The sequence below is a fragment of the Streptomyces sp. NPDC014870 genome (genome assembly GCF_043081505.1).
Classification (GTDB): Bacteria; Actinomycetota; Actinomycetes; order Streptomycetales; family Streptomycetaceae; genus Streptomyces.
This window is the reverse complement of sequence record NZ_JBIBWQ010000017.1, coordinates 81175-94082: the sequence shown is the minus strand read 5'-3', so window position 1 is coordinate 94082 and position 12908 is coordinate 81175. Positions and strand designations below refer to the sequence as shown.

Here is a 12908-nt window from a genome sequence, read left to right as displayed (position 1 = left end):
GATGACGAGATGGGATGCGGTCCGGGTCCGGCAAGGTCTCGTCGACAGCTGTTCCTCGGCCGAGCAGGCCGGTGACCAGGCCCTGCGGAAGGGCAGGCCGCGCGAGGCGCGGCGGCACTACGAGCGGATGCTCGCGGAGTCGATCCGGCTCGCCGAGCAGTTCCCCGACCTCTCCACCCGACGGGACCTGAGCCTCTCGTTCAACAAGTACGGCGACTTCTGGGTGGGCGCCGACCGCCTCGACCAGGCCGCCCAGGCCTACGAGGAGGGCCTCGCCATCGCCGGCCGGCTGCGCGAGGAGAACCCCGACGACATCCGGCTGCTGCGGGACCTCAGGTTCGGCGAGTCCGCGCTCGGCGAGATCGCCCTGCGGACCGGCGGGCCCGCCGCCCAGGACACCGCGCGCGACCGCTTCACGACGGCCCTCGCGCTCGCCGAGCACATCGTCGAGGCCGGCCCGCTCGACCCGGCCGACCGCCGGGAGCTGGGCGCCCTCCAGGAACGCCTCGGCCTGCTGGCGGCGGAACGCCAGGACCTCGACGAGGCCGCCCGCTGGTACGCCCGCGCCCTCGCCGTACGCCGTGAACTGGCGGCCGAGCTGAAGGGCGACGCGCAGGCCCGCCGCGACCTCGGCGTCCAGTACGAGCGCCTCGGCGACCTGGCCCTGCGCCGCCGCGACCTGGAAGCCGCCCGCGCCCACTACGACGAGTCGCTGTCCCTGCGCCGCGCCCTCCTCGGCGACGACCCCCGCGACCTGGCGACCCAGCGCGCCCTGAGCACCCTCTGCGAGCGCCTCGGCGACGTGGCCCTCCTCACCGAGGGACCGGAGCAGGCCCGCCAGTGGTACGACGACAGCTTCGCGATCCTGGACGCCGCCTACGGGCCCAGGCACCCCGAGACCCGTACGCTCCGCAAGAAGCTCCGCAGCCACCCGGCGTCCCCGAACTGACCTCCGGCGGGCGCGTCAGGACGGGAGCCAGGCCCGCCAGGTCGCCTCGTTCTCCTTCACCCAGCGCTCCGCCGCCTCCTTCGGCGACAGCTTCTGCTCCGCGATCATCAGCGCGACGTCGTTCTGCGCCTCGGTCGTCCACCGGAACTTCTTCAGGAACGCCGCCGCGTCACCCCCGCCCGCCGCGAAGCGGGCGTTGAGGAACTTCTGCAGCGGCGTGTGCGGGTACGCGCAGGCCACCTTCTCCGGATCGGCGTCGCAGCCCACCGTGTACGCGGGCAGCTTCACCTCCGTCATCGGGACCTTCTCGAACAGCCACTGGGGCTTGTACCAGTAGCTCAGGAACGGCTTCCCCTCCTTGGCGAACTGCTTGATCTGGGTGATCTGCGCCGCCTCCGAGCCCGCGAACACGACCTCGTAGTCGAGGTCCAGGTTCTTCACCAGCGCCTTGTCGTTCGTCACGTACGACGGCGAGCCGTCGAGGAGCTGGCCCTTGCCGCCGCTCTCCGCGGTACGGAGCCGGTCGGCGTACTTGTTCAGGTTCTTCCAGTCGGTGACGTCCGGGTGCTGCTCGGCGAAGTACGTCGGGACGAACCAGCCGATGTGGCCGGTCACCCCGAGGTCGCCGCCCCGCGCGATCGTCCCCTTGTCCTCCACGTACCGCTTCTCCTGCTCGGGGTGGCCCCAGTCCTCCAGGATGGCGTCCACCCGGCCCTGGCTGAGCGCGTCCCAGGCGGGCACCTCGTCGATCTGGACGGTGTCCACCCGGTAGCCGAGCTCGTGCTCCAGGAGGTACTGGGCGACGGCCACATTGGCCTGTGCGCCCACCCACGACTGCACCGACAGGGTCACCGTGCGGGAGCCCTCCGCGTCGGCGAACGGCGAGGCCTGGCGGGTCATGTCGGCTGCTCCGCAACCGGTGAGGCCGGCCACCAGGGCGGCGGCCGTCACGAGCGCGGCGATACGGGTGCGAGCCATCTCAGGCCCCCTTTCCGGAGAGGTCACGGCGCTGCGTCGGCTGCGTGACACGGTCGAGCATCAGGCCCAGGCAGACGATCGCCGCGCCCGCGACCAGACCGGTCGCCAGGTCGCCCTGGGCGAGGCCGAAGACCGCGTCGTAGCCCAGCGCCCCGCCGCCCACGAGCCCCCCGATGACGACCACGGCGAGGACCAGGACCACGCCCTGGTTGACGGCGAGCAGCAGCGCGGGCCTGGCCAGCGGCAGCTGGACCTGGAGGAGCTGCTGACGCCCGGTCGCGCCCAGCGAGCGCGCCGACTCCAGCGCGGCCGGGTCCACCGCGCGCACCCCCTGCGCGGTGATCCGGACGACGGCGGGCAGCGCGTAGACCACGGCGGCGGCGACCGCCGGGGCGCGGCCCACCCCGAACAGGGCGACCACGGGGATCAGGTACACGAACTGCGGCATCGTCTGGAAGACGTCGAGGACCGGGCGCAGCGCGCGGCCCAGGCGGGCGCTGCGCGCCGCGGCGACCCCGAGGGCGACGCCGAGCAGCAGGGTCACCGCCACGGCGGCCAGTACCTGGGACAGCGTGTCGAGCGCCGGGTCCCAGACGCCGAGCACCCCGATCGCAGCCATCGCGAGGACCGCGGTCGCGGCCGTGCGCCAGGTGCCGATGAGCAGCGCGAGCGCGCCGACGGCGACCAGGACCGCCCACCAGGGCAGCCACTGCAGGCCGTCGCGCAGCGGGTTGAGCACCCAGGAGGTGAACCGGGCCGCCCAGTCGGCGGTGCCGCCGACGAGGGGCACACCGGAGTAGAGATGGGCGGTCATCCAGTCGACCGCCGTGTTGACGGGTCCGGCGATGTCCACCGTCCACGCCGAGGGCCAGGAGAGGCGGTCGGCGAGGCGGCCCGCGACGGCGACGACGGCGGTCGCCGCCAGGGCGACGGCCCAGCCGAGCCGGGCCGAGGCCGACCCCGCCGCCCGGCTGTCCGCCGCGCCGATCCGGCTTCCCGCGGCGGCGGTCACCCGGTCGAGGACGACGGCCAGCAGCACGATCGGCACCCCGGCGGCGAGCGCCGCCCCGACGTCGACGGAGCCCAGCGCCTGGTACACCCGGTCCCCGAGACCACCTGCGCCGATGACGGACGCGATCACGGCCATGCCGAGGGCCATCATGATCGACTGGTTGACGCCGAGCAGCAGCTCCTTGCGGGCCAGCGGCAGCCGGGCCGTCAGGAGCCGCTGCCTGCCGGTCGCGCCGAGCGACGCGGCCGCCTCCATGACACCGGCGTCCGCGCCCCGCAGCCCGAGCGCGGTGAGCCGCGCCATGGGCGGGGCGGCGTAGACGACGGTCGCGAGCACGGCCGCGGGGACGCCGATGCCGAAGACCAGGACGACGGGCAGCAGATACGCGAAGGCCGGCAGCACCTGCATGGTGTCGAGGACCGGGCGCAGGGCCCGGTGCGTCCGGTCGGAAAGACCGGCGGCGAGGCCCAGGACCCCGCCGAGCAGCACGGAGGCGGCGACGGCGACCACCATCAGGGCGAGGGTCTGCATGGTGGGCACCCACATGCCGAGCAGCCCGCAGGCGGCGAACGCGGCGACGGACGTCAGCGCGAGCCGGACCCCCGCGACCCGCCAGGCCACGAGCCCGGCGGCGGCGGTCACGCCCGCCCAGCCGAGCGCGAGGAGCACCAGGTACACCGCGCGGACGGAGACGACCACGGCGTTGCTGACGTGCCCGAGGACGTACAGGAAGAGCGGATGGCCGTCCCGGTTGTCGATGATCCAGTCGCTGGTGCGGCCGAGCGGTCCCGACACGTCGACGGCGAGGGCCGAGGGCCAACTCCCACCCTCCAGCAGCAGGGAGCCGAGGACGAGCGCGAGCACCGCGCCCGCACCCACAAGCCGGCCCCGGTGGCGCGCGAGCGCGCGCAGCGCGGCGCCGGCTCCGCCCGGCGGGGCGGAGGTGACGGTGGTGGCGATCATCGGCCCCACCGCCCGGCCGTCTCCACGCGGCTCGGGCCGCCCTGCGGCGGACAGGTCGTACGGGCGTGCATCAGGCCACCGCCTTCCCGGGGCCGGCGGCCGGCACCCCGGCGACGACACCGAGGAGCGCCGCGTGGTCGACCACCCCGAGACACCGCCCGTCCTCGACGACCCGGGCGTTCTCGCCGGTACGCGCCACGGCCTCGATGGCCTCGTGGACGGTGGCGCTCGGGGCGAGCGCCGGGCCCGCCGCGCGCTCGTCCTCGTCGACCGCCGGGCGCATCGCCGAGCGCACGGTCAGGACCTGCTCGCGCGGCACGTCCCGGACGAAGTCCCGGACGTACGCGTCGGCGGGGGAGCCCACGATCTCCTCGGGCGTGCCCAGCTGGACGACGCGGCCGTCGCGCATCAGCGCGATGCGGTCGCCGAGCTTCAGCGCCTCGGTCAGGTCGTGCGTGATGAAGACCATCGTCCGGCCCTCCTCGCGGTGCAGGCGGACGACCTCCTCCTGCATGTCCCGGCGGATCAGCGGGTCGAGCGCGCTGAACGGCTCGTCGAACAACAGGACTTCGGGGTCCACGGCGAGCGCCCGGGCCAGCCCGACCCGCTGCTGCTGGCCGCCGGAGAGCTGGCCCGGTCTGCGGTGCTCCATGCCTTCGAGGCCCACCTTGGCGACGAACTCCGCGGCCCGCTCGCGCCGTTCACCACGGCCGACGCCCTGGATCTCCAGACCGTAGGCGACGTTGTCGAGCACCGACCGGTGCGGCAGCAGCCCGAAGTGCTGGAAGACCATCGCCGCCCGGTGCCGGCGCAGCTCGCGCAGCCGGCCGGCGTCCATGGACAGCACGTCCTCGCCGTCGATGGAGATCGCGCCCGAGGTCGGCTCGATGAGCCGCGTCAGGCAGCGGACCAGCGTCGACTTGCCCGAGCCGGACAGGCCCATGACGACGAAGACCTCACCCTTGCGGACGTCGAACGAGACATCGCGGACGGCGGCGGTGCAGCCGGTCCGCTCGCGCAGCGCGGCGGCGTCGAGGGCGGCGAGTTCCGGGTCGGCGGGCACGCGGTCGGCCTTCGGTCCGAAGACCTTCCACAGGTCACGTACGGCGAAGACGGGGTTGGTCGGACTGGTACTCATCGTGTGCTGCCTCCCAGCAGATCGACGCATTTCTCGCCGACCATGAGCACGCAGATCATCGGGTTGACGGTGGTCATGGTCGGGAAGACGGACGCGTCGGCGATCCGGACGCCGTCGAGGCCCCGGATCCTGAGATCGGGACCGACGACGGCGAGTTCGTCGTCGACGGCACCCATCCGGCAGGTGCCGGCCGGGTGGTAGACGGTGTGGGCCACGTGCCGGGCGTAGGCGCTGAGTTCCTCGTCCGAGGTGACCTCGGGCCCCGGGCAGACCTCGCGCTTCAGCCAGCCGGCGAGCGGTTCGCTCGCCGCTATCCGCCGGGCGATGCGGATCCCGTCGACCAGGGTCCGGCCGTCGTAGTCGTCCTCGTCGGTGAAGTACCGGAAGTCGAGGGCGGGTTTGACCTCGGGGTCGGCGCTCGTCAGGTAGAGCCGGCCACGGCTGCGCGGCTTGGGGATGTTCGGGGTCATCGAGACGCCGTGCGCGGGCCGTTCGTAGCCCAGGCGCTCGGGGTTGTCGGTGAAGGGGATCTGGTAGAAGTGGAACATCAGGTCCGGCCCCTCTTCCGCCGGGTCCCGCCGGACGAAGAGCCCGGCGTCCGAGTCCATCGCGGAGTTCTCCGGGATCGGACCGTGGGTCTCCCAGACGATGACGGACTCGGGGTGGTCCAGCAGGTTCTCCCCGACGCCCGGAAGGTCATGCGCGACGGGGATGCCGAGCTTCTCCAGGTCGGCGCGCGGCCCGATACCGGAGTGCAGCAGCAGCCGCGGGGTGTCCACCGCGCCCGCGCACACGAGTACCTCGCGCCGGGCGCGTACGACATGCTCCGCGCCGTCCTTCGTACGGATGTGCACGCCGGTGGCGCGGGTGCCTTCGAGCTCCAGCCGGAACGCCCAGGTCTCCAGGGCGATGTGCAGGTTCGGCCGGTCCAGGAAGGGGTGCAGATAGGCCACCGACGCGGAGGACCGCTTGTTGTTCTCCGGGTGGTAGGCGAGATCGAAGAACCCGACCCCCTCGTGGAAGGGCTGCTGGTTGAACCCTTCCACGCGCGGCACCCCGAGCGCGCTCTGCGCCGCGTCGACGAAGTCCCGGGCGATGGCGTTCCGGTCGGCCTCGTCGACGGGGACGATGTTGTTGCGCAGCCGCCCGAAGTACGGGTCCATGGCCGCCGCGTCCCACCCCTCGGCGCCCGCCTCGGCCCACTCGTCCCAGTCGCCGGGCAGCGGCTTGAACGCGATGAGCGTGTTGTGCGAGGAGCAGCCGCCGAGCACCCGCGCGCGGCTGTGGCGGATGTGAGAGTTGCCCCGGGGCTGCTCGGTGGTGGGGTAGTCGTAGTCCAGCTCGCCGCCGAGCAGCCCCATCCAGCGCCGCAGGGTGAGGACGTCGTCGCGGCCGACGTCGCTGGGGCCGCCCTCGATGACGGCGACGCTCACGTCCGGGTCCTCGGTCAGCCGGGAGGCGATGACGGAACCGGCGGTGCCGCCGCCGACGACGACGTAGTCGTACACGTTCTGGTCGTTCATGCCTGGTCCTTCTCGGTCGTGCCGGCGAACCAGCGCACCGGGCGCGGGGCGAGGTTCTGGTAGATGTGCTTGGCCTCGCGGTACTCGGCGAGGCCGCTCGGGCCGAGCTCCCGGCCGACGCCGGACCTGCCGAAGCCGCCCCATTCCGCCTGCGGCAGATACGGGTGGAAGTCGTTGATCCAGACGGTGCCGTGCCGCAGCCGGGCCGCGACCCGGCGGGCGCGGTCCTCGTCGGAGCTCCACACCGCGCCGGCGAGGCCGTACTCGGTGTCGTTGGCGAGGGCGACGGCCTCCTCCTCGGTGCGGAAGGTCTCCACGGTGAGGACGGGCCCGAAGACCTCCTCGCGGACGACCCGCATGCGCCGGTGGCAGCGGTCGAGCACGGTGGGCCGGAAGAAGTACCCCGGCCCGGCGGGCCGCTCGCCGCCCGCCCTCAGCACCGCGCCCTCGCCGAGCGCGGAGGCCACGTACCCCTCGACCCGAGCGACCTGCGCGGCGGAGACGAGCGGCCCGCACTCGACGCCCTCGTCGGTCCCACGGCCGAGCCGGATCAGTTCGGCCCGCCGCGCGAGTTCGGCGACGAAGCGGTCGCGCAGCGACTCCTCGACGATGAGGCGGGAGCCGGCGGAGCAGACCTGGCCGCTGTGGATGAAGGCGGCGTTGAGCGCCTGGTCGACGGCGGTGTCGAAGCCCTCGGGCGTGGAACAGGCGTCGGCGAAGACGACGTTGGGGTTCTTGCCGCCGAGTTCGAGGGCGACCTTCTTCACACTGTCGGCGGCGGCCCTGGCGACCTTCGTACCGCTGACGATCCCGCCCGTGAAGGAGACGAGGTCGACGTCCGGATGCTCGGCGAGCCGGGCGCCGACGGTCTCGCCGGGACCGGTGACGATGTTCGCGGCGCCGAGCGGCAGCCCGGCCTCCATGAGCAGTTCGACGAGGACGACGGTGGTCAGCGGAGTGATCTCGCTCGGCTTGATCACGAAGGTGTTGCCGGCGGCGAGGGCCGGCGCGACCTTCCAACTGGCTTGGAGGAGAGGATAGTTCCACGGCGTGATGAGCGCGCAGACCCCGACGGGCTCCTGCACGACGACACTGTGGATCTCGTCGGACCCGGCGTCGACGACCCGCCCGCCGCTCTCCTTCTCGACGAGGTCGGCGAAGTAGCGGAAGGCGTCGCGGACGCAGTCGACGTCGACGCGCCCCTCCTCCAGCGTCTTGCCGGCGTCCTGGCTCTCCAGGGCCCCGATCCGCTCCCGGTCGCGCTCCAGGAGGTCGGCGACCCGCCGCAGCAGCGCGGCGCGCTCGGCGACGGGTGTACGCGGCCACGACCCGTCGTCGAACGCGGCGCGTGCCGCGGCCACGGCGTCATCGGTGTCCTCCACGCCGCCTTCCGCCACGACGGCGAAGACGGTCGCGTCGACGGGATCGATGATCTCGCGCGTGGCGCCGGAGAGCGCGGTGCGCCACTCTCCGCCCACGTGGATGGTCTGTTGTGCTGCGGTCACGTCGCGTAGGGCCTTTCGTTCCTGTGAATCCCCCTGCCGGTAACGCCGGCGGTCCGGCCGCCTGCCCTGGCTTCCGGGATCCATGCGCAATGCCTCGCGGAGAGTGGCCCGCTTCACGCGCCAACACGAGCAAAACAGGACATTCGACTCCGCTCGCGCCCGGCGGAGGGAGTTCTCTGATGGACTGGCCCGACCAACGCGAAAGGGAGTGTCATGCCTCTTGAGGGAACGTACGAACCCAGCCCGACGCAGTGGGTGCGGGAGCAGGTCGAGCTGTACGAGGGGTCGGGCGGCACGGAGGGGACGACCATGCGCGGCCTGCCCGTCGTCCTGGTGACCAACGTCGGCGCGAAGAGCGGCAAGCTCCGCAAGACCCCGCTCATGCGCGTGGAGCACGAGGGCGCCTACGCGCTCGTCGCCTCCAACGGCGGCGCCGTGAAGCACCCGGTCTGGTACCACAACCTGGTCGCCTTCCCGCAGGTCGAGCTGCGCGACGGGACGGACCTGTGGGACATGAAGGCCCGCATCGTGACCGGCGAGGAGCGTCAGGCCTGGTGGGAGCGGGCCGTCGCGGCCTTCCCCGACTACGCCGACTACCAGCGCGGGACCGAGCGGGAGATCCCGGTCTTCGTGGTCGAACGCGTGCAGTGACGGGCCGCCGCGGTCACTGCGCGTAGCGAGGTGACCGCTCGGAGGACCTTCCCAAGGGGCCCGTCCGGAGGTGAGATGGAAGGGAGGTGCAAGCCGCCCGAGGGAGTCCACCGTGAACGGCCGACGCAAGGGACTCGTGACGTACTTCAACCAGGAGGGCGGGTACGGGTTCATCACCCCGTACGGCGACGAGGACACCGTCTACGTCCGAGCCGAGGACGTCGAGACCGAGGACCACGTCCTGTCCGAGGGCCAGCAGGTCAGCTTCACCCTGGAACTGACCCCGGGCCGCTTCGAGGCACGGCGGGTCCGCCCGTAGCGCCGCGCCCCCGGACACTCGGCCCGGGGGCGTCGTTCGCGTGTCCGCCCCGGGCGGTACCGATGTCGCGCGACTTTGCCTTCTCTTTACAACCCGCCTCCTGGCCGTGTCGTCTCTCTGCTCGATCCGAAGCCCAGCCCGCCGAGTCTCCGGCCGGGCGGACCGACGAAAGAGAGCGACTGATGCGTTCAACTGTCCTCACCACACTGGCACTTGCCGGTAGCGCCGTCCTGGCGAGCGCCATGCCCGCGTTCGCCGACGGGCCCGCGCCGAGCGCCGTTCCCACCACCCGCGCCACCGCCGAGGCCACCCCGGCGCCCGCGCCCGCCGAGCCGACGAGGAGCGCCAAGCCGGTCGGCGAGCCCGCACCCGGTCAGGTCTCCGTCGTGCCGGAGGGTGCCCCCAGGACCGGAGTGGCGCCGGTGTCCGAGCAGTCGGGGGCCGGCGGCGCGCTGATCGGCACGAGCGCCGTCGCCGCGCTCGGTGCCGTGGGCGCGGTCTTCGTCGTACGCCGTCGGCGCGCGACCGGAGCGTGACCTCGCTCCCCAGGCGCGCGTTCGCCGCCGCGGCCCTGGCGTGCGTGCTGGTGGGCTGCGGCGGAAACGGGGCCGACGACCGGCCCACGACTCCGCGCGGGACCGCCGTCGCGCCGCCCACGTCCGCGCCGTCGACGGCAACGGGGAACGCGAAGTCCGAGGCCGTGAAGGCGCTTCCGCGCTCGGTCCCGGCCCGCCTCCGGATCCCGGCCATCGGGGTGGACACCGCGGTCATGCGGGTGGGCCTCGCGGCGGACGGCACCATGGAGGTGCCCCCGGTCGTCGCGGACGACCGGGCGGGCTGGTACCGGCACTCGCCGACGCCTGGCCAGAACGGCCCGTCGGTGATCGTCGGCCACCTCACGGTCGGCCGGTACGGCGACGGAGTCTTCCGGGACCTGTCCCGGCTGCACCGGGGTGACACGGTCACGACGCACCTGGAGAACGGCACGACGGCCGTCTTCACGGTCACCACCGTGAAGACGGTCCCACAGGCCGACTTCCCGGCGGACGACGTCTACGGGGACGTGGACCGTCCCGAGCTCCGGCTCATCACCTGCGGCGGCCCCCGCAGCGGTGACGGCTACCGCGACAACGTGGTCGTCTTCGCCGAGCTGAGCTCGTCCACCCCCTGAACCAGGCGAAGAGCGGCGCGGGCCGAGGCAACCCATACCCCCGGCCCGCGCTCCTCCCTCACGAAGCACGACGAAGCACGACGAGGCTCGAAGAAGCCCCCCCATCCCTGGAGAGCGTTGAAACGGTCACGCGACACAGCAGCCTCCGAGCTGTTCGCCGCCCTCTACCCCCGCCTGGCCGGCTGGTGCCGGCGTCTGGTGGACGACGACGAGACCGCCCACGACATCGCCTCGGAGGCGTTCACCCGGCTCTGGGCCCGTTGGACGTCCGTGGAGGAGCCCCGCGGCTTCCTCTATGTCACCGCGGCCAACCTCGTCAGGGACCACTGGCGCAAGCTGGAGCGCGAACGCAGGGCCGTACGCCACGCCGGCCTCGAAGCCGCCGCCGGTGCGCACGCCGAGCAGCCGGCCGACCCCTCGGTACGGCTCCTCGTGCAGTCGCTGCCCGAACGCATGCGCGTCCCGATCCTGCTGCACTACTACGCTGACATGCCGGTCCGCGAGGTGTCCGCGCTGACCGGGCGCAAGGAAGGAACCATCAAGGCCGACCTCCACGCGGCCCGAGAACTGCTCCGCGCCCACCTGAGGAGGAACCTTGATCACGCGCTCTGACGACAGCCCGGGCCTCGACCCCGACGACCCCGTCGCGGTCCTCCTGCGCCCGACGTCCGACCACCTCCTCCCGCCGCCCGGCAGGTTCGAGGAGATCCGGCGCGGTGCCGCCCGCCGCCGGAGGCTGCGCGCCGCCGCCACGGGGCTCGGCGTGTCGTTCGCCGCCGCACTCATCGTGCTGCCGCTGCACCTCACGACATCCCCCGAGACCACCACACCCCCCACGATCCCCCTGGCCCCGCCTCCGACGAGCGGACCCGTCGTCACCCCCGCCCCCGAGAAGACGCCGGGCCCGGTCAACCCCCGCCCCTCGGAGCCGGCGACCCCGGCCCCCGGAAGAACGGCGGAGGCGAAGACCGACGCCACGTCAGGATCGGTACGCGCCCCCCGAACCGCCCTCGAACCCCCACCACGCGGGCCGGCCTCGACCCCCCGGACGGCGGCCCCGACCCCCACCCCCGCCGACGCCGCCTCCCGCCTGCCCTCGCGCGGGTGAGCCGCTCTCTCTAGATGTCCCGGAAGATCTCGATCTGCGCGCCCACCGAGTTCAGGCGCTCCGCCAGCTCCTCGTAACCCCGGTTGATGACGTAGACGTTGCGGAGGACCGATGTGCCCTCGGCGGCCATCATCGCCAGGAGGACGACCACCGCGGGGCGCAGGGCCGGGGGGCACATCATCTCGGCCGCGCGCCAGCGGGTCGGGCCCTCGACCAGGACGCGGTGGGGGTCGAGGAGCTGGAGGCGGCCGCCGAGGCGGTTGAGGTCGGTGAGGTAGATCGCGCGGTTGTCGTAGACCCAGTCGTGGATCAGGGTCTTGCCCTGGGCCGTCGCCGCGATGGCCGCGAAGAACGGCACGTTGTCGATGTTCAGGCCCGGGAAGGGCATCGGGTGGATCTTGTCGATCGGGGCCTCCAGCTTGGAGGGCCGGACCGTCAGGTCCACCAGGCGCGTGCGGCCGTTGTCCGCCGCGTACTCCGCCGAGCGGTCGTGGTCGAGGCCCATCTCCTCCAGGACCGCGAGCTCGATCTCCATGAACTCGATCGGGACCCGGCGGATCGTCAGCTCCGACTCGGTCACCACCGCCGCGGCCAGCAGGCTCATCGCCTCGACCGGGTCCTCGGAGGGGGAGTAGTCCACGTCCACGTCGATCCTCGGGACGCCGTGCACCGTGAGGGTCGTCGTGCCGATGCCGTCCACCCGTACGCCGAGCGCCTCCAGGAAGAAGCAGAGGTCCTGGACCATGTAGTTGGAGGAGGCGTTGCGGATGACGGTCACGCCGTCGTGCCGGGCCGCCGCGAGCAGCGCGTTCTCCGTCACGGTGTCGCCGCGCTCGGTCAGTACGATCGGGCGGCCGGGGGAGACCGACGGCTCGACCTGCGCGTGGTAGAGGCCCTCGGTCGCCGTGATGTCGAGGCCGAACCGGCGCAGCGCGATCATGTGCGGCTCGATCGTGCGCGTACCGAGGTCGCAGCCGCCCGCGTACGGCAGCTTGAAGCGGTCCATCCGGTGCAGCAGCGGGCCGAGGAACATGATGATCGAGCGCGTCCGGATCGCCGCCTCCGCGTCGATCGAGTCCATGTCCAGCTCGGCCGGCGGGACGATCTCCAGGTCGACCCCGTCGTTGATCCAACGGGTGCGCACACCGATGGAGTTGAGGACCTCCAGGAGCCGGAAGACCTCCTCGATCCGGGCGACCCGGCGCAGGACCGTGCGACCGCTGTTGAGGAGGGTGGCGCAGAGCAGCGCGACACACGCGTTCTTGCTCGTCTTGACGTCGATGGCCCCGGAGAGCCGGCGGCGGCCGACGACCCGCAGATGCATGGGGCCGGCATAACCGAGGGACACGATCTCGCTGTCGAGCGCTTCGCCGATGCGTGCGATCATCTCAAGGCTGATGTTCTGGTTGCCACGTTCGATCCGGTTCACGGCGCTCTGGCTTGTGGCCAGGGCCTCGGCGAGCTGCGTCTGCGTCCAGCCACGGTGCTGACGGGCGTCACGGATGAGCTTGCCGATGCGTACGAGGTAGTCGTCTGCCATGCGCGTCACGTTATCTCAGATATGAGATGACGCTTGCGTGGGGGTGGGCCG

The 12908-nt window shown here is 72.6% G+C and carries 13 protein-coding genes; 7 read left to right on the top strand and 6 right to left on the bottom strand.

Annotated elements, in window-relative coordinates; translation table 11 throughout:
- The first annotated feature begins 1 nt into the window (after position 1).
- Complete coding sequence (locus ACF09C_RS37030; protein ID WP_392098036.1) at positions 2–949, top strand: tetratricopeptide repeat protein; 948 nt, start codon at positions 2–4, stop codon at positions 947–949.
- Between the two features lie 15 nt (positions 950–964).
- On the opposite strand, the gene ACF09C_RS37025 is transcribed toward ACF09C_RS37030, so the two are convergent.
- The 5 genes from ACF09C_RS37025 to ACF09C_RS37005 all read right to left on the bottom strand — a co-directional run bounded on the left by ACF09C_RS37025 (position 965) and on the right by ACF09C_RS37005 (position 8068).
- Positions 965–1927, bottom strand: coding sequence for an ABC transporter substrate-binding protein (locus tag ACF09C_RS37025; protein ID WP_392098035.1), 963 nt, complete (start codon positions 1925–1927; stop codon positions 965–967).
- Position 1928: 1 nt separating this feature from the next.
- Entirely contained in the window at positions 1929–3902 is a 1974-nt protein-coding gene (locus ACF09C_RS37020; RefSeq protein ID WP_392098034.1) for an ABC transporter permease subunit, read from the bottom strand.
- 70 nt (positions 3903–3972) lie between these two features.
- Positions 3973–5040 (bottom strand): glycine betaine/L-proline ABC transporter ATP-binding protein, encoded by a 1068-nt coding sequence (locus ACF09C_RS37015; protein ID WP_392098032.1) that lies wholly within the window; start codon positions 5038–5040, stop codon positions 3973–3975.
- On the bottom strand, positions 5037–6563 hold the full coding sequence (locus ACF09C_RS37010; protein ID WP_392098031.1) for a GMC family oxidoreductase: 1527 nt from the start codon (positions 6561–6563) through the stop codon (positions 5037–5039). Before ACF09C_RS37010 ends, ACF09C_RS37015 begins: the two co-directional genes overlap by 4 nt.
- Entirely contained in the window at positions 6560–8068 is a 1509-nt protein-coding gene (locus ACF09C_RS37005) for an aldehyde dehydrogenase family protein (RefSeq protein ID WP_392098029.1), read from the bottom strand. The genes ACF09C_RS37010 and ACF09C_RS37005 overlap by 4 nt, the downstream gene beginning before the upstream one ends.
- Positions 8069–8281: 213 nt before the next feature.
- Between ACF09C_RS37005 and ACF09C_RS37000 the strand changes: the two genes are divergently transcribed.
- From ACF09C_RS37000 to ACF09C_RS36975, 6 genes are all read left to right on the top strand, one after another.
- Positions 8282–8719 carry a nitroreductase family deazaflavin-dependent oxidoreductase gene (locus ACF09C_RS37000; RefSeq protein ID WP_392098027.1) on the top strand — a complete coding sequence of 146 codons (438 nt, stop codon included), beginning with the start codon at positions 8282–8284 and terminating at the stop codon, positions 8717–8719.
- Positions 8720–8831: 112 nt separating this feature from the next.
- A complete protein-coding gene (locus ACF09C_RS36995) occupies positions 8832–9038 on the top strand; it encodes a cold shock domain-containing protein (protein WP_362421672.1) in 207 nt (68 codons plus the stop codon).
- Between the two features lie 182 nt (positions 9039–9220).
- Complete coding sequence (locus ACF09C_RS36990; RefSeq protein WP_392098026.1) at positions 9221–9574, top strand: sortase-dependent protein; 354 nt, start codon at positions 9221–9223, stop codon at positions 9572–9574.
- Positions 9571–10209: a class F sortase gene (locus ACF09C_RS36985; protein WP_392098024.1), complete on the top strand. Its 639-nt coding sequence runs from the start codon at positions 9571–9573 to the stop codon at positions 10207–10209. Before ACF09C_RS36990 ends, ACF09C_RS36985 begins: the two co-directional genes overlap by 4 nt.
- Before the next feature lie 117 nt (positions 10210–10326).
- Positions 10327–10821, top strand: coding sequence for an RNA polymerase sigma factor (locus ACF09C_RS36980; RefSeq protein WP_392098023.1), 495 nt, complete (start codon positions 10327–10329; stop codon positions 10819–10821).
- On the top strand, positions 10805–11317 hold the full coding sequence (locus ACF09C_RS36975; RefSeq protein WP_392098021.1) for a hypothetical protein: 513 nt from the start codon (positions 10805–10807) through the stop codon (positions 11315–11317). Before ACF09C_RS36980 ends, ACF09C_RS36975 begins: the two co-directional genes overlap by 17 nt.
- A gap of 10 nt (positions 11318–11327) precedes the next feature.
- Here ACF09C_RS36975 and ACF09C_RS36970 read toward each other — a convergent pair whose 3' ends face one another.
- Positions 11328–12857, bottom strand: coding sequence for a helix-turn-helix domain-containing protein (locus tag ACF09C_RS36970; protein WP_392098019.1), 1530 nt, complete (start codon positions 12855–12857; stop codon positions 11328–11330).
- Positions 12858–12908 lie beyond the last annotated feature (51 nt).

Bases quoted from the DNA above. Each gene is read 5' to 3' on its own strand.
- ACF09C_RS37030 (WP_392098036.1), top strand. From the start codon at position 2: ATGACGAGATGGGATGCGGTCCGGGTCCGGCAAGGTCTCGTCGACAGC.
- ACF09C_RS37025 (WP_392098035.1), bottom strand. From the start codon at position 1,927: ATGGCTCGCACCCGTATCGCCGCGCTCGTGACGGCCGCCGCCCTGGTG.
- ACF09C_RS37020 (WP_392098034.1), bottom strand. From the start codon at position 3,902: ATGATCGCCACCACCGTCACCTCCGCCCCGCCGGGCGGAGCCGGCGCC.
- ACF09C_RS37015 (WP_392098032.1), bottom strand. From the start codon at position 5,040: ATGAGTACCAGTCCGACCAACCCCGTCTTCGCCGTACGTGACCTGTGG.
- ACF09C_RS37010 (WP_392098031.1), bottom strand. From the start codon at position 6,563: ATGAACGACCAGAACGTGTACGACTACGTCGTCGTCGGCGGCGGCACC.
- ACF09C_RS37000 (WP_392098027.1), top strand. From the start codon at position 8,282: ATGCCTCTTGAGGGAACGTACGAACCCAGCCCGACGCAGTGGGTGCGG.
- ACF09C_RS36990 (WP_392098026.1), top strand. From the start codon at position 9,221: ATGCGTTCAACTGTCCTCACCACACTGGCACTTGCCGGTAGCGCCGTC.
- ACF09C_RS36970 (WP_392098019.1), bottom strand. From the start codon at position 12,857: ATGGCAGACGACTACCTCGTACGCATCGGCAAGCTCATCCGTGACGCC.